The organism is Solemya velum gill symbiont, from assembly GCF_002020255.1.
In the GTDB taxonomy this organism is placed as follows: domain Bacteria; phylum Pseudomonadota; class Gammaproteobacteria; order Chromatiales; family Chromatiaceae.
The window spans coordinates 1-20,982 of the sequence record NZ_MPQG01000009.1; the positions used below are offsets into that span (position 1 = coordinate 1).

A 20,982-nucleotide genomic window follows, 5' to 3' on the forward strand; every position below is an offset into this window, starting at 1 on the left:
CTGAACAATCGTCCCCGAAAATGTCTTGGCATTAAAACGCCCAATCAAGTATTTTTCGGGATTAACCCATCCGTTGCACTAGTGAGTTGAATCCGCGATGTATAACAAGCTCCTGACCAGTCGTTTTTATATCCTTGTGCTTGCACTCTCCCTTCCCTTTCTGAGCGGCTGCGTAGGCCTCGGTGGCGGTGGAAGTTACAATGATCACTTTCTTGGCAGTGTCAGTGGTGGCGGGAACCTCTGGACACGTGTTGAACACGGCATGAAAATCAACAAGCCGATGAATGCACGAGTCAAGGGACAGATTGCTCACTTTCAGGCGAATCCACGCACTCTCAAAAAAATACAGGACAATGCGCGTGTTCATCTTTTCGATATCGTCGAGGAAATCGAGCGTCGTAACTTGCCTATGGAACTGGCCCTGGTACCGGCTATCGAAAGTCTTTACCAGGCTCACGTCTACTCCCGTTCGGGTGCAGCAGGCCTGTGGCAGTTTGTACGAGGCACAGGACGTGCTTACGGTCTCTCACAGAGCGAACTGATTGATTATCGCCGTGATCCTGACAAGTCCACCGGTGCAGCACTCGATTATCTTGAATATCTGCATCGTTACTTTGATGGTGACTGGAACCTTGCGATTGCTGCCTATAACGGCGGAGAAGGAACCATCCGTCGCGCGATGAAGAAAAATGCAAAACAGGGCAAACCGACAGACTTCTGGTCTCTCAAGATTCGTAAAGAGACTATGGATTATGTGCCGAGGATCTATGCCCTCGCCCTGATGATCAAGAATCCTGAACGTTACAACGTCTCGATCGAACCGATTCCCAACAGGCGGGTTATCGAGCGTATCGCCCTGAATAAATCGATAGATATCAAGCAGGCCGCACATAAGGCTGAAATTGACAGCGGTAGCCTCACACGACTCAACTCGCATTTCGTCAAAGGCATCACGCCCTCTCACTCCAGCACAGTTCTGGTGCCTGAGCACCATGTCGCAAGCTTTAAAAGCGTGTTACCCGACCTTGAAGAGAAGGACTGGAATAAAGTCGTTGCCGAGGCGAAAGCAAAAGCACGTCCCAGGATCCGTTATTACAAGGTCAGAAAGGGAGATTCGCTATACAAGATTTCTCGCAAGTTTGGCGTTTCGATTGCAAGTCTCAAGAAACAGAACAGGCTGCGCAGTAATCACCTGAGTATCGGCAAGAGACTGAAGGTTGGTAAAACAACAAGACGTGTTGCCTCGAAATCGAGCAGTAGAAAATCAACGAAAAGAAGCAGCTCGGGTAGTTACAAGGTGAGAAAAGGCGATACGCTTTATGGCATCGCGCGTAGTCACGGCATATCAGTCAAGGCCTTGCAGAAGCACAATGGTATGGGTAAGAGCACCAAGATAAAGCCTGGACAGAGACTCAAGATACCCAAGTCCCGCAAGGCGTAAGGCCTGATCGGGACGCTTCATTTGCCCTCGCTCTCCTACAAGTAACGGGTCAGCATCCGATCCAGGTGATTCGCAAACGCCTGTTTCTCAGCATTCCCAAGAGGTGGTGGCCCACCTGAATGCACACCACTGGCACGCATGGTCTCCATGAAATCACGCATCGACAGACGCGACTTGATTGTCTCTGTTGAGTAGGCTTCACCGCGCGGACTCAGCGCATGCGCGCCCTTCTCCATCACTTCTGCAGCCAACGGTATATCGCTGGTAATGACGAGGTCATCCTTTTCGGCAAGCCGAACGATTTCGTTGTCAGCCACATCAAAGCCGGGAGGCACCTGAATCGATGTGATGTTTTGCAGGCTCGGTACCCTGATCGGCTGGTTGGCAACAAAGGTCAGCCAGACACCGGTACGTTTTGCTGCCTTGAACAGAATTTCTTTAATAACAACCGGACAGGCGTCCGCATCAACCCAGATTTTCATTCTCTTTCTTCAACCATATTGGTGTTACTAGCCATGTAGATGACACCAGACCTTGTGAGTACCGCTCTTACTCAGCTCTGGCCATGATTGGCTGCAGATATCAGTCGCTCTTGGGCAACGTGGGTGAAAATGACACCCGGATGGTGGATTGGCTGGCGACGGCATGTCACCCGGCAAGCGTATGATCTCGCGTTCACGCTGCGGGTCTGCGACCGGTACGGCTGACAGTAGTGCCTGCGTATACGGATGCTTTGGATCACCCAGAACAGTATCGACATCACCCTGCTCTACAATGCGACCAAGATACATAACGGCGACTTCATCCGCCAGGTAGGAGACCACGGAGATGTTATGGGTGATAAAGAGGTAGGCAATCTTTGCCTCATCCTGAATCTCCTTGAGCAGGTTGAGTATTTGCGCCTGCACCGAGACATCGAGTGCGCTGGTGGGCTCATCACAGACCAGCAGGTCAGGACGCAGTACCAATGACCGGGCGATGGCGATTCTCTGCCTCTGTCCGCCAGAGAACTCATGCGGATAACGTTTCATGAATCGTTCAGGCAGTCCTACCCTGTCGAGTATTGCCTTGACCCGTTCAAGTCGTTCACTACGGTCCTTGCCAATTTTCTGTGCAATCAATCCTTCCGAGACGATCGCCTCGACTGTCATACGAGGATTCATGCTGGATGCCGGGTCCTGGAATATCATCTGCATACCCGCACGCAGACTGCGCAGGTTTTCACCTTTCAGTTTGGTCAGTTCAGTGCCATTGAGTTGTACCGAGCCGGAAGTCGGACGCAACAGTTGTAGTATGCCCTTCCCTACTGTTGTCTTGCCGCAGCCAGATTCACCAACCAGTGCCACTGTCTTGCCGCTGCTGATATCAAGATCGATTCCATCGACAGCGCGGACATGCCCGACGGTGCGACGCAACAGCCCTTTTTTAATCGGGAAGTAGAGTTGCATCTGCTCTACCCTGAGAACATTTTTGCCTGGTTCTTGTTCGCTTATGGATGCTTCCTGCGGGGCTTCGATTGATTCTGATCTGAGCTGCTGCAGATGGCACAGATAGCCATGCTCCTGGTCTCCATGCCACGGTGGCAGTTCAGTCGCACAGATCTCCTTGGCAACATCACAACGGCTTCTGAAGCGACAGCCACGAAAAGTTTCAGCCAGCGATGGGACATTACCCTCTATTGCAGTTAATGGCCGGTTCCTGCGCTCGACTGAAGGCAATGCATCAAAGAGTCTCTGGCTGTAGGGGTGTTGTGGTTCGGCAAAGAATGTATCGACTGGTGCAGTCTCGATAATTTCACCAGCATACATGACGCCTACCCTGTCGGCAGTTTCAGCAACAACACCGAGATCATGGGTAATCAGAAGAATTGCCATGCCCGTACGTTTCTGCAGGTCACGCAACAGATCCAGAACCTGTGCCTGTATGGTGACGTCCAGTGCCGTTGTCGGTTCATCGGCAATCAGCAGTTTGGGTCTGCCCGCAAGTGCCATTGCGATCATGACACGCTGTTTCATACCACCCGAAAGTTGATGCGGATACTCACTCATGCGACGTTCGGGGTCAGGAATGCCGACCTGCTGCAACAGCTCAAGGACGCGTGCATCAATATCACCTGCATGCTCCTCATCATGGAGTTTAACCGCCTCACCGACCTGGTATGCGACAGTGAGAACAGGATTCAGCGATGTCATCGGCTCCTGGAATATCATGCCGATATTGCCGCCCCGTTGTGCGCGCATGTCGACTTCCGGGAGATCGCGTAGGTTGATGCCGTCGAGAAAAATTTCGCCTTCCGTGATTTTTCCTGCGGGTGGCAGCAGGCGCATGACCGACAGTGCTGTCATCGATTTTCCGCATCCCGACTCACCCAGCAGGGCGAAAGTTTCACCGGGGTGTATGTCGAAACTGACTGAGCTGACCGGAATGATCGCACCGTCATCGCGACCGATCTGCGTGGTCAGTTTATGTATCGACAGCAGGGAATCGGTCATTACTGTATACCTCGCAGCTTGGGATCGAAGGCATCACGCACCCTGTCAGACAACAGGTTGGCAGAGAGAACCAGGGTAAACATGAATATCAATGCAGCACTCAGGGACCACCAGACGACCGGTTCGCGTGCCATCTCAAGGCGCGCGCTGTTGATCATGTTGCCCCAACTCTGCGTGGTCGGATCCACACCGATGTTAATATAGGAGAGCACGGCCTCAGCCAGTACCAGTCCACTGAAATCGAGCACAATGGTAATCAGTACGATGTGCATGACATTGGGTACCAGGTGACGCATCAGGATGCGCATATGAGAAACGCCAAACGCCTGTGATGCCTGCACATAGTCCAGCTCCCTGATTTTCATCGCCTCGCCGCGCAACAAGCGGCACAGACCGGTCCAGCTTGTGATACCGAGGATGATGCACAGGAACAGGAGTCGCAGGTCGGCACGTTCAATCACAGATGCAAACTCATCTGCATGATTGTCCATGTAGACTTGTAGCATGAGCACGGAGGCTGCTATCAGCAGTACCCCGGGAATGGAGTTCAGGGTTGTATAGAGATACTGGATGACATCATCGATCCAGCCACGGAAGTAGCCGGCCATAACACCAAGGAGAATTGCAGCAGGAAGCATGACCATGGTGGTCAGGGTGCCAATCACAAGTCCGGTACGAATACTTTTCAATGCCTGGTAGAGAACATCTTCACCAACCTTGTCGGTTCCGAGAATATGGTATTTGCCGCCGAGTGTGATCATGAGGAAAAGCAGGATCAGCAGCAGCATGGCAGTCCACAAGAGTGTCGGCCACGGGAAGCCTTTCGATACACCGAGCTGCACACGGCAGCGTACGCAGATCCATACCGAGATGGTCTCCTTGAAGGTACGCCCCTCGCTGCGCCATAGTCCGACCATTGCGACAAGGATCATCCAGGTGATCAGTGCCATCAGCAATGCGGAGATGACGTTCTGGTAGATATCGGCAGCTCTCTCCTCTTCACTTTCAAGGTGGGCTCCCCCATGTTTCAGACGAGGATAGATACGCTGCTGTGAGCCATCAGGCATCTCGACAGTCTCCTTGGCGAAGAGATGCAGGGCAAAAGGTGCAGAATAGGTCTTTTCCTGGTTCTTGCGTAGTGGGCGCATCACCACGTCAAGCGCGCTGATGACCTCTCCGTGGTCCGGATCATTCTCTCCTGCCTTGAAATGCAACGAGTCGAGCAGGCCAACGATGATAAATGCGGCGAGGAAGGTGCCCGATGCAACAGCCACGGATGATTGAGCAACACGCTTCCAGGGCTCACGCAGATGTGGGTGCTTTGAACTGTAGTAGCCGCCAATAATGCACAGCACCACCAGCAGCCAGATGAGTATGTCAGTCCAGAGCCAGACCATCAGTTCAGTTTCACTCGCGGATCAACCAGTGTGTAGGAGATATCCGTCAACACAAGGCCAAGAATATAGAGTACCGAGCCAAGAAACACCATGGCGCGCACGATAGCAAAGTCCTGGCTGTTAATGGCATCAATCGTATAGCTACCAAGTCCGGGAATACCGAAGAAAGACTCGGTGATAAGGCTTCCCATGAAGAGCAGAGGCAAGGCCACCACCACACCGGTGAGTATCGGAATCATGGCATTTTTGAGGATATGGCCAAACAGGACCTTGATCTCGGAGAGTCCCTTGGCACGTGCACTGCGGACATAGTCGCGGTGTGCCTCCTCGAGAAACAGGGTGCGATAAAAACGCGTTCCGCCACCGATACCACCGATCACGCCGATCAGAACCGGCAGCACAAGAAACTTCCATGCAGCGATGCCCTCCCCGAAACCCGAGACAGGCACCAGGTGCAAAACTTTGCCGACAAGGAACTGGCCACCGATAATATAGAAGAGTGCCGATATCGACATCATGATGACACACAGAACAACCCCCATGAAGTCGACATAGGTTGCCCTGAAAAAGACCAGCAGCAGTGCAAAACTGATGTTGGTCAACAGCCCCACGATCAACACCGGCAATGCAATTGCGAGGCTTGGCCACATGCGTTGGCTAATGTCATAGCTGATATCACGCCCACTGTCTGAAGAGCCGAAATCGAAGGCAAACAGTGCCAGGGACTTCTGGTAGAAAATTGTTTGTGTGAATCTGTCGCTGCCATCTTCCTCGACATTGAAGACCAGCGGTTTGTCGTAATCGCGCTCCACCTTCCACTGCTCGATTGACTCCGGCGTCACGCGCTTAACGCCGAGGTGCATGCGCGCCATATCATCAGGCGAGTTGACCATGAAAAAGAGCACGAAGGTGATCAGGTTGACACCGATCAGGATCGGAATCGCGTAGAGAATACGACGAATAATATAGGCGGTCATCGTGCCCTGCTCCTCTCATGTCGGCGATAAAGCATAATGGCCGGAACCAGTGTGACAATAAAAATAACAGCAATCAGCAACAGCGGCCACAGGATCGGTGGATTCCACTCGACGCGTTTCTGATCACGCAGCGAGGTATCGATGCGTCGGTACTTGAGCGTGTTGTTCGCCATTAGGTTGGGCTTGGTATTGTGATACCACTGGTGACGCAAAACATAATCCACCGGGATAAAACCCCACACCCATGGTGCATCCTTGTGCAGAATTTCTACCATTTGGTCAATTATCTGTTGACGTTCTTCACCGCTTGGAAGGTATTTCATGCGATCAAACAGCGCATCGAATTCCGGGTTGTTGTAGTTGGCAGCATTTTCACCATGATGATCAACACGCGAGTTTGGCCCGTAAAGCAGAAACAGGAAGTTTTCCGGATCCGGATAGTCGGCATTCCACCCCCAGGTGAAGAGTTGTGCTGTACCTTTTGCCATCTTGTCCTGAAAACGGTTGTAGTCACTGGCACGAATCACCAGCTCGATACCTAGTTTCTGAAACTGTTTGCGATACCAGTTCAGCAGCGCCTTGTCATCCGGACCAGTGGCGGTCGAATCATAGTAAAGGGTCAGGCGGCTGCCCGTATCAGGATCGATACCGTTCTCATATCCGGCCTGTGCCAGCAGTGCTTTCGCTTCATCGATTGAACGGCGTACCGGCCTGCCATCTACTTCGCGAAAAACCACCTTGTTGATTCCCTCGCTGCCTTCACGGTGGCCGAAAATACCGGGTGGCAATGGTCCCTGGGCAGGCACACCGCGGCCATTACGGAAAATCGAGATAAACTCCTCGTAGTCGACAGCTATCGAGATTGCCTGGCGCAACAGGCGCGCACGCTGTGAGTCACCTCCGACAACCGGATCTTTCATGTTGAAACCAAAATAGAAAATGCTGGTCGCCGAGGAGGTCTGCAGTTCGATGCCCTGCTGACGCATTTCCTCTGTCAGTTGTACTTCACCGCTACCGCCAAACTGCACAGCCTGGTCGAAGCTGTCGGAACCGATGCCTGAGAGGTCATAAAAGCCCTGCAGAAACTTGTTCCAGCGCGGAATCGACTCCTTTTCGAGACTGTAGATCGCCGTGTCGATAAAGGGTAAGTCGCGCCCTGCATCATCAAGTATGCCACTGGCCTTATCACTCTCCTCGCCTTCTACCGGGTAGGTTTCACCGCGGAATTCGGGATTTTTCTGCAGGATCATGCGCAGGTTGGGATTATTCTCCGTGAGCATGTAGGGGCCGCTTCCAATCGGAAACCAGTCAAGCGTGATGTTGTTCTCTTTCAGTCCAGGCAGATGGTAAAAACGCTCAGCCTCCCATGGCATGGGTGAGAAAAAATTCATCGCCAGCCAGTAGATGAACTGCGGATAAAGCCCTTCAAGACGGATACGGTAGTTATACCGGTCAAGCGCGGAGACGCCTTCCATCTGATATCCATTGAGATCGAGCCAGGGGTGTTTCTCACCCGTCTTCTGTTTGAGTTTCTCGTAGGCTTGTGAAACAGACTTCTGGAACGCCTCGAAGCCAACAATATGTTCTTTCATCAACCCGGCAATCGGAGAATGGAGTTCAGGTGAGGCCAGGCGCTTGACCTGGTAAACATAGTCTTCTGCAGTGACCTCACGTGTTCCCGTATGCTCAAAATCAGCAAGCGTGTGAACATCTTCAAGCCCGGGCCATTTTGCGTTATAGCGAGGTTCTCCTTCGGCATCAGTCGCCAGGGCGGGATGCGGCTGGTAACGGGCGCCCTGCTGCAGATTAATCAGGTAGTCAGTGTATGCGACCTGCTGTGGATCATCAGTCGGCTGCATGTCAGCATCGAGAAAAACAACCTCGGGCATCTTGCTGGCCATCAGAGGTACCAGTTCATAGGGACGCTTGAGAAAGTGGTACTGCAGCGGCGGTTCATAGATCTGCGACAGGAATGACCACTCGTTCGACGAGTAGGAACGTGCCGGATCCAGGTGTTTTGGACGCTCGCCAAATGCGCTGTAATAGATGTTTTTACCTGCCTGTGACTGCGGATAGGGATTGTTCCACGCCTGCCCACAGGCGGACAGCATGAAGCTCGCCAGTAGCAGTGCGATACCTCCAATCCATGCAGAGCTCTTTGTTTTTTGTTCGGCTTTCAATACACTATCTGTTTTATGGCGCGACAGCGCTGCGGGTTAATGGCACAATCATCGCATTCTCGACGAAAATTGTCAGTAACAACTACAAAGCAAGGTTTGATTAATGGGATTTCTCGATAATAAACGCGTCCTCATCGTGGGCGTAGCAAGTAAAAAGTCAATTGCATACGGTATTGCAAAAGCAATGGCACGTGAAGGTGCCGAGCTGGCCTTTACCTACCAGGGCGACAAACTCAAGAGTCGTGTCGAAGGTGTTGCAGAAGAGTGCGGCTCCGATATTGTGCTGCCGCTCGATGTCACCTCGGATGAAGAAATTGACGCCGTATTCAAGGCGCTCGGTGAAAAATGGGATGGACTGGACACGATTGTCCACTCGGTCGGCTTTGCACCACGTGATCAGCTCGAGGGTAGCTATATTGATGCCGTTTCTCGTGAAGGTTTTGCCGTTGCACACGATATCAGCGCCTACAGCCTCGCTGCGCTGGCCAAGGCGGGTCGTTCCATGATGCAGGGGCGTAACGGTTCGATCGTTACCATGAGCTACCTCGGCGCCGTACGCACAGTACCAAATTATAATGTCATGGGTGTAGCCAAGGCAGCACTTGAGGCCAATGTTCGTTACCTGGCAGATTCACTTGGGCCTGAAGGGATTCGTGTCAATGCTGTTTCGGCCGGTCCTATTCGTACACTCGCAGCAGCTGGCATCAGTGGTTTCAAGGGCATGCTCGCCGAGGCCGAGGGCAAGACACCGTTACGCCGTAATGTCACCATAGATGAAGTCGGTAACGCGACGGCATTCCTCTGTTCTGACCTTGCTTCCGGCATTACGGGTGATGTTCTCTATGTCGACTCGGGATACCATATCCTTGGTATGGCGTAAGGCCGATTCAAAGCCTAAAATAAAGCAGATCAATTGATTAAACTGTTGAACAGGATACTGAGCTGAACATGTCTAACCCGGTAGTTTCTAGCAAAGAAAGCGTTACAGTGACACCCTTATGGCTTTTTATCGTTGTAATGATTCTTGCCTCGTTTCTTCTCCTGAGAGGATGTGCCAAGAGTAGTACTGAGGAGTTACAGGCAGTGAAAGCCGACTTCACACAGCAGCACAGGGATGAGGTGCAGGCATTCATGCAGGCGGGAATCGACAAGCAGTCAGAAGTGGATAAACTGTATGAGAAAATCGGTCAGCTTCAAGCTGAATTACTAAAGACAAAGGGTGACCTGAATCTGGCTAACAGGCTGTCAGAAGAGTTACGCACCGACCTTGCCGGAATGAATACCGAGAACGAGGAACTCATCAAGGTGTGGCGTTCCTGTGCTCAGGAGCTCTCTATCCTGCAGCAGAAGAGGTAGGCAGGCGTTATCCCCGACCGGGGATAACCTCACCGGGCTGGTTGAGAGTCAGTCAGCCTTCATTTCGTAGCACTGAAACAATCATCTCGCGCATTGTCTCTTCGTTGTTGTAGTCGATGGCAATCTGCCAGCGGGAAGTTTCTGAAACTTCAAGCAGCAAACTCGGGTAACTGTCCTGCTTCATTGCCCTGCACTTGCCAATTTCTTCAAGCAACTTCTGCTGTGTAGCCGGATCACTCAGAACGCCGGCAAATTCATCCGCATTCAGTCCAGTCTCTGCTGCAAGTTCGATCAGTGTCGAATCATCAGAAGGATTCCTGGCTTCCTGGTAATAGGCGCGCTGGATTGCAGCCGTCATCAGCCCTTCATACTCCGGACCGAAGTGGCGTGCGGCGATCACCGCACGGCATGCCGGATAGGTAGAACGGCGTGGCTTGGCTTTTTCCCAAAAGTCGAAATTGAAATGTACGCCGGGAACTCGCTGCTCGATTTTGTGCCATGTCTGTTGCAGGAAGCTGCGAGTCTCTTCAGGCATGGGGTCATCTGAATCAGGTGCAAGACCACCAACCAGGAATTCGATCTCGACACTGTCACCGAGCTTTTCAAATAGTTCTCTGCGCGTTGCCTCAAAGCCGTAGGTCCAGCTGCACATTGGATCATAGGTGTAATAAAGTATTGGCTTCTGCTTCATGCTGTTATCCGGATGTCTTGACGGTGTCAGCGGCTTTTTTCGCCTTTTTGCGTGCAGCATCGGTGTTTTCGGCGCGTGCCAGAGCCACGCCCATTCTGCGCCTGACGAAGGATTCAGGTTTACCAAACAGGCGCAGGTCGGTATCAGGATCAGCCAGGGCGGCAGCAAGGTTTGAAAACTCAGTGCTTTTGCTATCCAGACCGCCGTAGATCACAGCGCTTGCACCTGTTGCGTGCATGACGGTATTGACCGGCAGACCGAGGATGGCCCGCGCATGCAGTTCAAATTCATTCTGGTACTGTGTCACCATTGTGACCATACCGGTATCATGTGGACGAGGACTCACCTCCGAGAACCACACCTTGTCGCCCTTGATAAAGAGTTCAACGCCAAAAATACCGCAACCACCGAGTTCTGATGTAATCGCACTGGCAATCTCTTTTGATCTCGTCAGCGCGGCTTCACTCATCTGCTGTGGCTGCCAGCTTTCGACATAGTCGCCCTCTTCCTGGCGGTGGCCGATAGGCTCACAGTAGCTTGTGACAATTTCACCCTCTGCATCGTTTGAGCGCACCGTGAGCAGTGTAATCTCGTAGTCAAAATCGATTTTTTCTTCAAGGATGACACGTCCGCGATTAACACGCCCGCCTTCCATCGCGTAATTCCAGGCGCGATGCAGTTCGTCTTCATTTGTTGCCATCGACTGTCCCTTGCCGGATGAGGACATGACGGGCTTGATGATGCAGGGGTATCCGATGCGTTTTGCACCTGCCTGAAGTTCATCATAGGAATCGGCAAAGATGTAACCTGATGTGGGCAGTTGCAGTTCTTCAGCTGCGAGGCGCCTGATACCTTCACGGTTCATTGTCAGGCGTGTGGCACGTGCGACAGGGATGACCTTGCTACGCCCTTCTGCCTCGATCTTGAGCAGCTCATCAGTCGCTATGGCCTCAATTTCTGGAACAATCAGCTGTGGTTGCTCTTTGTCGACAACGCTTCTGAGTGCGTCCGGGTCAGCCATATCAATCGTGTAGGATCTGTGTGCGACCTGGTGTCCCGGGGCGTTTTCATAGCGGTCGACAGCAATGACTTCAACTCCAAGTCTTTGCAGGGCGATGATGACTTCCTTGCCGAGTTCTCCAGCACCTAGAAGCATGACGCGGGTGGCTGTCGGTGACAGCGGTGTGCCAATTTTGATCATTTAATCGATTCTGTTCAATGCATCTGGGTGCATAGAGTACTACCGAAGAACGAGAAACGCCACATGGCAATGCCATATGGCGTCTATCGAGGCGATGAAACCCGTAGTTGGGGCTTTCCTTCAGGTTTATTCTGCTGTTTTTTCTCTCTCGCGAAGCTTGATGTGCAGGTCCCGCAGTTGTCTTGTAGAGACCTCCGACGGCGCATTTGTCAGCAGGCAACTGGCAGTCTGCGTCTTCGGGAAGGCCATGACATCACGGATTGAACTGGCACCGCTCATCAGCATGACGAGGCGATCCAGGCCAAACGCCAGTCCACCATGCGGTGGGCAACCATACTTGAGTGCATCAAGCAGGAAGCCGAATTTTTCATCCGCTTCCTGTTTTTCGATGCCAAGCAGGTTGAAGACCTGTTCCTGTACAGCGCGACGATGGATACGGATTGAGCCGCCACCGATTTCGCTGCCGTTGAGCACCATGTCATAGGCGCGAGACAGTGCAGTACCCGGGTTGACTTCGATGCTGTCGCCTTCAAACTTGGGTGCAGTAAAGGGGTGATGCAGCGCAGTCCAGCGTCCCTCGCCTTCATCGAATTCAAACATCGGGAAATCGACAACCCACAAAGGCTTCCACTCGCCTTCCATGAGTCCACGATCCTTACCGAGTTTTTCACGCAGTGCACCGATTGATTCATTCACGATATTGGTCTTGTCTGCACCGAAGAAAATCAGGTCGCCATCTTCTGCACCTGTGCGCTCGAGAATGGCGTTAACAGCTTCATCCGGGAGGAACTTCAGAATTGGTGACTGCAGTCCGTCACGACCATTGGCAAGTTCGTTGACCTTGATATAGGCAAGACCGCGGGCACCGTAGATGCCGACAAATTTCGTATAGCCGTCGATCTCCTTGCGTGACAGCTCGCCACCTTTTGGCAAGCGCAGGGCAACAACCCTGCCCTTTGGATCTTTTGCCGGACCGGCGAAAACCTTGAATTCAACATCCTGCATCAGGTCAGCAACATCGATCAGCTCGAGCGGGCAACGCATGTCAGGGCGATCATTACCGAAACGTTGCATTGACTCTGCATAAGTCATGCGCGGGAACGGATCAGGCAGATCGACATCAAGAACAGTTTTAAACAGCTGGCGAATCATGCGCTCCATGGTCTGCATGATGTCTTCATCATCAATGAAGGACATCTCGACGTCGAGTTGGGTGAATTCAGGTTGGCGATCGGCGCGCAGGTCCTCGTCGCGGAAACAACGCACGATCTGGTAATAGCGATCCATTCCCGACATCATCAGCAGCTGTTTGAAGAGCTGTGGCGACTGCGGCAGAGCAAAGAATTTACCTTCATGGGTACGGCTGGGTACCAGGTAATCACGTGCACCTTCAGGTGTCGCCTTGGTCAGCATTGGCGTTTCGATATCGATAAAACCTTCGTTATCGAGAAAGTTACGCAGGTTGCGTGTTACTTCTGCACGCATGCGGATGCGGTCCTGCATCAGGGGACGGCGCAGATCGATGTAACGGTAGCGCAGGCGCAGATCTTCGCCGACATCATCATCGTCAAGCTGAATCGGAGGTGTTTCCGAGCGGTTCAGGATTTCCAGTTCCTGTCCGAGAATTTCGATCTCACCGGTACCCAGGTCCTTGTTAACTGTTCCTTCCGGACGCGGGCGTACCCTGCCCTTGATGCGCAGCACGTATTCACCGCGAACCTCTTCGGCAGTCGCGAAGGTGTCTGCATCATCCGGATCATAAACAACCTGCACCAGGCCGTCGCGATCACGCAGATCAATGAAGATGACACCGCCATGGTCACGGCGACGGTGAACCCAACCGCAGAGTTCCACGGTTTCGTCGTTATGGCTGATGTTAAGTTGTCCGCAATAGTGTGTTCGCATCTGGGATATCCGAATTCAGGTTAAGGAACCTCTGATTAAGTCTGTACGCAGAGATTGCCGATCAGAATGCGTCAGTTCAAGGCGCGAATTGCACGTAATAGCAGCGCTATTACGAAGATACGCAACGCAGAAATGGCGCATTATGGCGGCAAGGTCAAAATTCATGACTTAATCAGGGGTTCCTTAAGTTTGTTAAAAATAAAAAATGGCACGACGCAGGAATTACGCCGTGCCAGTGTTGTCTGGTTTGCGTCAGTTACAGCTGCCGCAGCTGCCTGTAACGCACTTGTGCCCCGAAGAGCTTTTTGCGCTGCTGCTCTCTGCGACATTCTTTTTCGAGTTGCCGCCTTTGAAATCGGTCTCGTACCAACCGCCGCCCTTGAGACGGAACCCGGCTGCCGAGAGCTGCTTCTTGAGCTCATCTTCGCCGCACTCGGGGCAGGTTGTCAGCGGCGCATCATTCATCTTCTGCATCGCTTCGTGTTCATGCCCGCAGGCACCACAGAGATAATCATAAATTGGCATATTCAACTCCTTGGTCTATTTTCCCGAAAATCGGGACAACAGAGAGGAAAGGCAAGAAAAATTTTCGGAATTTTAATACATTAATGGCTTCTGTGACACTGATTTTATAGATATGAGTGAATCCATCCTGATTACCGGCTGTTCCAGTGGCATTGGCCACCATGTTGCGCACGCCCTGCAGACACGCGGATACCGTGTTTTTGCCACCGCAAGAAACGAGGAGGATATCGCTCGTCTCAACAGCGAGGGGCTGGAAACCCTCTATCTTGAGTACGCAGACAGCGATTCAATCCGGTCAACGGCCAATCATGTTCTCGAACAGACTGATGGAAAGCTCTACGCGCTGTTTAATAACGGTGCCTATGGCCAGCCGGGCGCAGTAGAAGATCTGAGCCGAGAAGCACTAACGGCCCAATTTGAGGCCAATTTTTTCGGATGGCATGAGCTGACCTGCGCCCTGCTGCCATCCATGCGTCAACAGCAGAGGGGGCGTATCATTCAGAACAGTTCGGTGCTGGGCTTTGCCGCGATGGCCTATCGCGGTGCCTACAACGCCAGTAAGTTCGCAATCGAAGGGCTGACTGATACCTTGCGGCTGGAGCTGCAGGGCTCCGGTGTGCATGTCAGCCTGATTGAGCCAGGGCCAATTGTCAGTAAATTCCGCGATAATGGCTATAAAATGTTCAATAAATATATAAATGCTGACAAAAGTATTCATAAAGAGGCCTATGAGGGCATGATTCGCAGGCTGACAACAGAGGGACCGGTCGCGCCTTTTACCCTGCCACCGGATGCCGTTCATGTGAAAGTGCTTCACGCACTTGAAAGCAAGCGTCCCAAAGCACGCTACTATGTCACCAAGCCAACCTGGTTCATGGGAATCACCAAGCGATTTTTATCCACACGCCAGATGGACAGGGTATTGATGAAAGCCGGTGGTGGCGGAAAACGCTAGCCATGGCATCAACTTAAAATAGAGAGAACCGGATGAAACAGCTTTTCAGATTGACGGCCCTGCTTGCGATCTTGATGGCAGGCACAACCTCAAACGCAGAAGAGGATGCCAGGCAACTGGTCGAGATGCCGCCGATGATGCAGCAGCACATGATGTCGAATATGCGCGATCACCTCGCGGCGATTAACGAAATCCTGATCAACATGGCAAATGGCGAACTGGATCAGGCAGCAGAGATCGCCGAATCCCGTCTCGGCATGAGTTCATTGGACAGGCATGGCGCCAGTCACATGGCTGGTTTTATGCCGCAAGGCATGCGCCAGGCAGGTACAGGTATGCACAAGGCTGCGAGCCGATTTGCCTTGAAGGCAGAGGAAGGTGACGCGTTAGCGGCTTATGCTTCCCTGGTCGAAGTGACTACCGCATGTGTCACCTGCCACACGGGTTATCGCATCAGGTAAGTGTTACTTCAGGATGTAGGCCAGAGACGACGCACACGATTGAGATCCGCCTCGGTATCAATTCCCGCCGGTGGCACTTCATGTGCAACCGAGACATGAATTTTTTCTCCATGCCACAAGGCCCTGAGTTGCTCGAGAGACTCAGCCTCCTCTGTTGGCGCAGGTGACAGGCTGGCATATTTTTTCAGGAAACCCGCACGGTAGGCGTAGATACCGAGATGGCGATAGTAATTGACGCCATCGGGCAATGTATGGGTGCCATGCTGTGCGAACCAGTCACGCTGCCAGGGAATCACTGCCCTGCTGAAGTAGTGCGCATATCCTTCACTGTCCATCACCACCTTGACGGCATTGGTGTCGAACAGCTCTTCGGCATCACTGATTGGCGTACAGAGCGTCGCTATCGCTGCCTCTGGATGTGCATCCAGTGCCTCAAAAACCTGTGTCAGCAGGGCTGCCGGCATTTGCGGTTCATCACCCTGAAGATTGATGATCATCTGCTGATCATCCCACCCCTGCTGTTCCGCTACCTCGGCTAGACGGTCGGTGCCACTGGGGTGATCCGCGCGTGTCATGCAGACATTGATATCCATGCCGGAAACCACATCTGCAATACGTTGATCATCGGTTGCAACGATAACATTGGATGCACCCGAATCCAGTGCACGCTCGACGACGTGTGAAATCATTGGTTTGCCGTCAATCTCCAGAAGCGGCTTACCGGGCAGGCGGGTTGATGCATAGCGTGCCGGGATAACGACAGTGAATTGACTCATGCGTCAATTTCTTCTGTTGGCGGCAGTTCGCGTGCTTCACTGACCAGCATCACGGGAATTCCGTCAGTAATCGGAAAGGCAAGCCTGTCGAGCCTGCAAATCAGTTCATTCGCCTTGCGGTCATGCACAAGTTCTCCCTTGCATAGTGGGCAGGCAAGTATTTCGAGCAGTTTTTTATCCATTAACCGGTCCCTTGTTAGTAAAACGCAGAGCGCGTGTCACAGCATCGGCGAAATTGTTATCGAGATCGATATCAAGTTCAAGGTACCAATATGAATCATCTGCAAAGTCGACGCATTTGACGGCATCTTTCTCTGTCATCATTATCGGGTTTTCATCCGAAAAATCGAGATCGGAGGAAGTGTAGTCATGATGATCCTCGAACGGATGGCGAGTCACCTCGACGCCGGCCTCTTCCAGTATGCGGAAATATCGCTGTGGATTGCCGAGCCCGGCAACAGCATGAACAAGTACATAGCGCCAGAATGAGAGAGGACGTCTTTCGCCTGTTACCAGGTTAACGGTTGTCGTTGCTTTTTGACGCAGACCGTACTCACCTACTCCGACTGTGCCGTTAGTCACTACCAGGTCAGCATGTGAGGCCCTTTTGCGATGTTCTCTGAGTGGCCCTGCAGGAAGCAGCATGCCATTCCCGTAACGACGCGCACCGTCAATCACCATGATTTCTATATCACGGGCAAGCGCATAGTGCTGCAGGCCATCGTCAGAGATGATCAGGTCAACGTCCCCGTTCTCTATCAATGTACGTGCTGCATTCGGGCGATCTGGATCAGCGCACACCGGGCAGTTTGTGCGCCTGGCAATAACCACGGCCTCGTCACCGACCAGGGCTGGATCACTTTCGGGGGTTACCAGTTGCGGCCACTCCTGGCTCTCCCCCTTGTAACCACGCAAAATGATACCAGGCTTGTATCCGAGCGATTTACACTGTTCTGCGAGCCAGATCACCAGGGGTGTCTTTCCTGTACCTCCGACAGTGATATTTCCGACAACGATGACCGGTACCGGTAACCTATGGATCTTTTTCAGGCCAATGCTGTAGGCCATTCGCCTTCCCAACACAGTGAGCCTGTAGAGCTGGGACACTGGCCACAGCAACAGTGCGACCGGATGCGATTTCTTATAGAACCATGTAGGTGTTTGCATGATCAGGCCTCAGTCGCTGCCAACCGGCTTGCGCGCGGCAAATGTGATTTTGCTAAGGCCAATCTGGCTGGCAACATCCATTACAGTCATGACCGACTGGTGACTTGCCTGCGCATCTGCCTTGATAATCACTGGGACATCGTTGCGTCCCTGTGCAAGCTCACTCAATGCCTGGCGAAGAATTCTTGGCGTGGAACTGACCAGTACATTGCCGTCATTCAAGGAGATGCTTCCATCTGCTGAGACTTGCACCTTGATAATATTCATTTGCTTGTCTTTCTCATGCTCGGTCGTCGCCTCGGGTAATTCGACCTTGAGACGTGAGCGACTTTCGAAGGTAGTCGATACCATGAAGAAAATCAGTAGCAGAAACACCACGTCAATCAATGGCGTCAGATTGACTTCTGCCTTATCAATGCGGCGTTGACGCAAATTCACGCGTTGCTCCTGTGCAGGATATCAACCAGCTTGACAGCCTCGTCTTCCATTCCAAGTGCCAGTTCATCGACACGTGCGACCAGTACTCGATGAAAAAGGATGGAGGGAATTGCGACACTGAGACCGGTTGCCGTTGTAATCAGGGCTTTCGAGATACCTCCGGCGAGGATGCCCGGGTTGCCAATGCCCGCATCCACGATGACGGTAAAGACATCAATCATACCGATGACTGTACCCAGCAGACCGAGCAGTGGAGTAATTGCAGCAATAGTTGCAAGAATACCGAGGTAGCGCTCAAGTTCATGTATAACCTGCCTGCCGACCTCCTCGATTGACTCTTTCATCACGCCCCGGCTCTGGTTTCTGTTCGATAGCCCCGCAGCAAAGACACGCTCCAGTGGCTTGCCTTTCTGTAGTGTTTCTATGTATTCAGGCGATAGGTTGCCGGTTTTATATTGGCGAAACACCGCCTGAAGGGCACCTGGTGGGTTGATACGTTTTTTACGCAGCCGTACGAAACGCTCGATCACGATCGCCATTGCGATAATGGAACAGAGAAGAATCGGGGCCATCAGCCAACCACCGGCCTGTATCAGTTCAATCAATGGGTACTCCAGATCATCATATTAAGTATAGTCAAACAACAAGTTTACCTTTTTCCGCCTCACCTGTTCCAGAAACTGGCGTGATTAGTACGCCAGGAGTCGATAACAGGAGTTGCAGATCCCCTCTCCCATCTGAAAACCTGCATACCGCTGTCAGCCGTGTTGAAAATCCTTGTTCCTGTCGCACTCCAACGATCAATGACCGGTTTGCGTGGATGACCGTAACGATTTCTCCAGCCGCTGGAAACCACACCGTAATCTGCCTGCAGTGAATTTACGAAAACATCCGCTGACGAGCTGTTACTGCCGTGGTGAGGTAGTGTTACAAGGCCTACATTGCCTAAATCTGCATTTTCGAGCAACTGCTTTTCAACCGGCTTCGTGATATCTCCAGTGATTAGCAAGGTGGTCTCATCTGATTTGACCATCAGTACACATGACATGTCATTATCACTGATACCAGAATCCCTGTTGTGAGGATGCACTATTTCGAAGAGTATTCCATCCCACTGCCAACTGTCTCCTGCCCTGCATGCACGCGGCCCATGGTGCCCGGTTGACTCGACAGCCTGCCCCTCAAGCAATTCGAGTGTCATGATTCTAGTCAGAAAGGAGTCGGCAGCACCAGTATGATCTTTGTCATCGTGGCTGAGAATCAGTTTATCAATCTGATTGATACCCTGTGCCTGCAGATAGGGGATCACCACTGATTCTGCCGTATTGAAACCACTTGGAAAAGCAGGTCCCAGGTCGTAAAGAAGTCGATGGTTTTCAGTTTCAATCAACAGTGACTGACCCTGGCCAACATCGAATACCACCAGTTTCAGGTAAGGCTTTTCAACAGGCAGCCTCGCCCAGCTCAAGAGGTAGAGCATCAGAAGCGGAATCAGACTACGCCATGAGAAATAACGCACAAAAAGAAAAACAGCGATGACAGCAGCCAGTGTGAGCAGGATGTGCTGTTGACCAATAACTAACGGTGAGTTGTATTCTGCGACCAGGTTGATTAAAGCCAGGGTCCAGTCTGCCAGTTGCAGGTAGATCTGCACTGGCAGATTGAAATCAAACAGACTGAGAATGGCTGAAACCAGTGTGGCTGGCACCAGTAGCAGGGAAAACCAGGGCACGGCAATCCAGTTAACCAGTGGTGAAATCAGTGAAAGAGGCATGCCGAAAGTTGCCTGTAACGGTAACATTAAGGCGGTTAGAAATAGCTGGGCGATTATCAGTAACTGCCATGATGACAGATTGCGTCGATACTGGAACAAGGTGATAAGCAACAACACTGCACTGAACGAAAACCAGAACGCCGGTTGCCAAATACATCGTGGATCAGCAATCACAACCAGGATGAGTGCAACAGCCAGGCGCACCAATGGCGGATAATAGACTTTCAGGCAGGTTGCGCCGGCAAACACGATGGTCATAATCAATGCACGTTGCGTGGGCAAGCTGAAACCCGCAAGTGCAGCATAGAGAAATGCACCCAGAATTGCAGCAATCGCACCTGCCAGTGGTGCCGGTACTCTTCTCATCAGTCTGACTGAACGACTCCATAAGAATGAGGCAAGAAACCAGCAGGCACCTGCAACCAGTCCAATGTGTAAACCGGATATTGCGATCAGGTGCGAAGTACCGGTTGCCTGAAAGGATTGACTCTGTTGTTGATCGATTCCAGAGCGATCTCCGATCAACAACGCCTTCAGTAGCCCTGCTGCCTGATGCTGTTGTTGATTCGCAAGCGCGTCGATACGCTCCCTGAAATAATGCCTGACACGATCAACCGACACAGCCCCGCCATTCAGTCGTTGTTCATCACCGCGCACGTAACCTGTTGCGACAATATTATCTGTATAGAGCCATCGTTCATAATCAAAGCCACCCTTGTTGAGCATGCCAGAGGGAGTGAACAGACGCACCCTGAAAGACCACTCATCACCGAGTGTCGGTATAGAAACGGGATCTCTCCAGCTGAGCCGAATCCGTCCACCCGGCCATCTCTCTGAAACAGGTGCAGTGCTGGTGACAAGAAATGTAATGCGCTTGTTGTCTCCCTTGGGAAAGCTGCTGATCTTGCCGGTTAGTGTGAAATCTGTGCCGTGAAGATCCGTTGGCAGTTTTGATTGGATATAATTATGACCATCCAGCCCGGCCCACAGAAAACCGGCAAGCAGGAAGCTCAATGGCAAGGCCTTTCTGAAAAGCAGTAAAAGAGTCAGGGCAATGCCTGCGGGGATAAACCAGGCGTGCCCCGGCAGTTCCCGGAAAAGGGAGAGTGAGAGCATGCCAAGCAGGAGGGAGATTGCATTGAGTTCTAGTTTCATCCTTGAAACCTTCTATATAAAAAAAGCGCCGCGACGATCTTTCGCCAATTCCTAGTTTAGGATATTCTGATAACACTGACGAGCTGGAATT

Annotated in this window: 20 protein-coding genes; 5 read left to right on the forward strand and 15 right to left on the reverse strand. The window is 52.0% G+C overall.

The annotated features are described in order from the left end of the window. The first annotated feature begins 97 nt into the window (after nt 1-97). Nucleotides 98-1,441 (forward strand): LysM peptidoglycan-binding domain-containing protein, encoded by a 1,344-nt coding sequence (locus BOW06_RS07445; protein WP_052131984.1) that lies wholly within the window; start codon nt 98-100, stop codon nt 1,439-1,441. A 35-nt stretch (nt 1,442-1,476) separates the two neighbouring features. Here the strand turns inward: BOW06_RS07445 and BOW06_RS07450 are convergent, their stop codons facing one another. From BOW06_RS07450 to BOW06_RS07470, 5 genes are read right to left on the reverse strand one after another with little or no spacing between them, the layout of a single operon-like run. Next, nucleotides 1,477-1,923: a YaiI/YqxD family protein gene (locus BOW06_RS07450; protein WP_043115722.1), complete on the reverse strand. Its 447-nt coding sequence runs from the start codon at nt 1,921-1,923 to the stop codon at nt 1,477-1,479. A gap of 27 nt (nt 1,924-1,950) precedes the next feature. Next, the gene (locus tag BOW06_RS07455) at nt 1,951-3,933 is read right to left on the reverse strand and encodes an ABC transporter ATP-binding protein (protein ID WP_078454602.1); all 1,983 of its coding nucleotides are present in this window, start codon (nt 3,931-3,933) and stop codon (nt 1,951-1,953) included. Next, nucleotides 3,933-5,330 (reverse strand): ABC transporter permease, encoded by a 1,398-nt coding sequence (locus BOW06_RS07460; protein ID WP_043115720.1) that lies wholly within the window; start codon nt 5,328-5,330, stop codon nt 3,933-3,935. Before BOW06_RS07460 ends, BOW06_RS07455 begins: the two co-directional genes overlap by 1 nt. Next, nucleotides 5,330-6,307: an ABC transporter permease gene (locus BOW06_RS07465; protein ID WP_043115718.1), complete on the reverse strand. Its 978-nt coding sequence runs from the start codon at nt 6,305-6,307 to the stop codon at nt 5,330-5,332. The genes BOW06_RS07460 and BOW06_RS07465 overlap by 1 nt, the downstream gene beginning before the upstream one ends. Then, a complete protein-coding gene (locus tag BOW06_RS07470; protein WP_078454618.1) occupies nt 6,304-8,418 on the reverse strand; it encodes an ABC transporter substrate-binding protein in 2,115 nt (704 codons plus the stop codon). The genes BOW06_RS07465 and BOW06_RS07470 overlap by 4 nt, the downstream gene beginning before the upstream one ends. Before the next feature lie 172 nt (nt 8,419-8,590). Here BOW06_RS07470 and BOW06_RS07475 point away from each other — a divergent pair, with 172 nt between their 5' ends. Beyond that, on the forward strand, nt 8,591-9,367 hold the full coding sequence (locus BOW06_RS07475; protein WP_043115717.1) for an enoyl-ACP reductase FabI: 777 nt from the start codon (nt 8,591-8,593) through the stop codon (nt 9,365-9,367). A gap of 68 nt (nt 9,368-9,435) precedes the next feature. Further along, entirely contained in the window at nt 9,436-9,843 is a 408-nt protein-coding gene (locus BOW06_RS07480; RefSeq protein WP_043115716.1) for a hypothetical protein, read from the forward strand. 52 nt (nt 9,844-9,895) lie between these two features. On the opposite strand, the gene BOW06_RS07485 is transcribed toward BOW06_RS07480, so the two are convergent. The 4 genes from BOW06_RS07485 to BOW06_RS07500 all read right to left on the reverse strand — a co-directional run bounded on the left by BOW06_RS07485 (nt 9,896) and on the right by BOW06_RS07500 (nt 14,165). Continuing rightward, a complete protein-coding gene (locus BOW06_RS07485) occupies nt 9,896-10,534 on the reverse strand; it encodes a DsbA family protein (RefSeq protein WP_078454603.1) in 639 nt (212 codons plus the stop codon). Between the two features lie 4 nt (nt 10,535-10,538). After that, on the reverse strand, nt 10,539-11,735 hold the full coding sequence (gene purT / locus BOW06_RS07490; RefSeq protein ID WP_043115713.1) for a formate-dependent phosphoribosylglycinamide formyltransferase: 1,197 nt from the start codon (nt 11,733-11,735) through the stop codon (nt 10,539-10,541). 126 nt (nt 11,736-11,861) lie between these two features. Next, nucleotides 11,862-13,640, reverse strand: a complete 1,779-nt coding sequence (gene aspS / locus BOW06_RS07495; protein WP_043115711.1) for an aspartate--tRNA ligase — start codon at nt 13,638-13,640, stop codon at nt 11,862-11,864. 252 nt (nt 13,641-13,892) lie between these two features. Then, nucleotides 13,893-14,165 carry an FmdB family zinc ribbon protein gene (locus BOW06_RS07500; RefSeq protein WP_078454604.1) on the reverse strand — a complete coding sequence of 91 codons (273 nt, stop codon included), beginning with the start codon at nt 14,163-14,165 and terminating at the stop codon, nt 13,893-13,895. 112 nt (nt 14,166-14,277) lie between these two features. Between BOW06_RS07500 and BOW06_RS07505 the strand changes: the two genes are divergently transcribed. Together BOW06_RS07505 and BOW06_RS07510 are read left to right on the forward strand one after the other, a co-directional pair. Beyond that, nucleotides 14,278-15,120 (forward strand): SDR family oxidoreductase, encoded by an 843-nt coding sequence (locus BOW06_RS07505; RefSeq protein ID WP_043115707.1) that lies wholly within the window; start codon nt 14,278-14,280, stop codon nt 15,118-15,120. Nucleotides 15,121-15,152: 32 nt separating this feature from the next. Further along, on the forward strand, nt 15,153-15,581 hold the full coding sequence (locus BOW06_RS07510) for a hypothetical protein (RefSeq protein WP_043115705.1): 429 nt from the start codon (nt 15,153-15,155) through the stop codon (nt 15,579-15,581). Between the two features lie 8 nt (nt 15,582-15,589). Here BOW06_RS07510 and kdsB read toward each other — a convergent pair whose 3' ends face one another. The 6 genes from kdsB to BOW06_RS07540 are packed head-to-tail and all read right to left on the reverse strand — an operon-like array spanning nt 15,590 to nt 20,891. Further along, complete coding sequence (gene kdsB / locus BOW06_RS07515; RefSeq protein WP_043115703.1) at nt 15,590-16,357, reverse strand: 3-deoxy-manno-octulosonate cytidylyltransferase; 768 nt, start codon at nt 16,355-16,357, stop codon at nt 15,590-15,592. Further along, nucleotides 16,354-16,539, reverse strand: a complete 186-nt coding sequence (locus tag BOW06_RS07520) for a Trm112 family protein (protein WP_043115702.1) — start codon at nt 16,537-16,539, stop codon at nt 16,354-16,356. Before BOW06_RS07520 ends, kdsB begins: the two co-directional genes overlap by 4 nt. After that, on the reverse strand, nt 16,532-17,524 hold the full coding sequence (gene lpxK / locus BOW06_RS07525) for a tetraacyldisaccharide 4'-kinase (RefSeq protein WP_078453546.1): 993 nt from the start codon (nt 17,522-17,524) through the stop codon (nt 16,532-16,534). Before lpxK ends, BOW06_RS07520 begins: the two co-directional genes overlap by 8 nt. Nucleotides 17,525-17,533: 9 nt before the next feature. Beyond that, on the reverse strand, nt 17,534-17,962 hold the full coding sequence (locus BOW06_RS07530) for an ExbD/TolR family protein (protein WP_043115699.1): 429 nt from the start codon (nt 17,960-17,962) through the stop codon (nt 17,534-17,536). Further along, nucleotides 17,959-18,567, reverse strand: coding sequence for a MotA/TolQ/ExbB proton channel family protein (locus BOW06_RS07535; RefSeq protein ID WP_043115698.1), 609 nt, complete (start codon nt 18,565-18,567; stop codon nt 17,959-17,961). The genes BOW06_RS07530 and BOW06_RS07535 overlap by 4 nt, the downstream gene beginning before the upstream one ends. A 59-nt stretch (nt 18,568-18,626) precedes the next feature. After that, complete coding sequence (locus tag BOW06_RS07540; RefSeq protein WP_043115696.1) at nt 18,627-20,891, reverse strand: DNA internalization-related competence protein ComEC/Rec2; 2,265 nt, start codon at nt 20,889-20,891, stop codon at nt 18,627-18,629. Nucleotides 20,892-20,982: the final 91 nt, after the last annotated feature.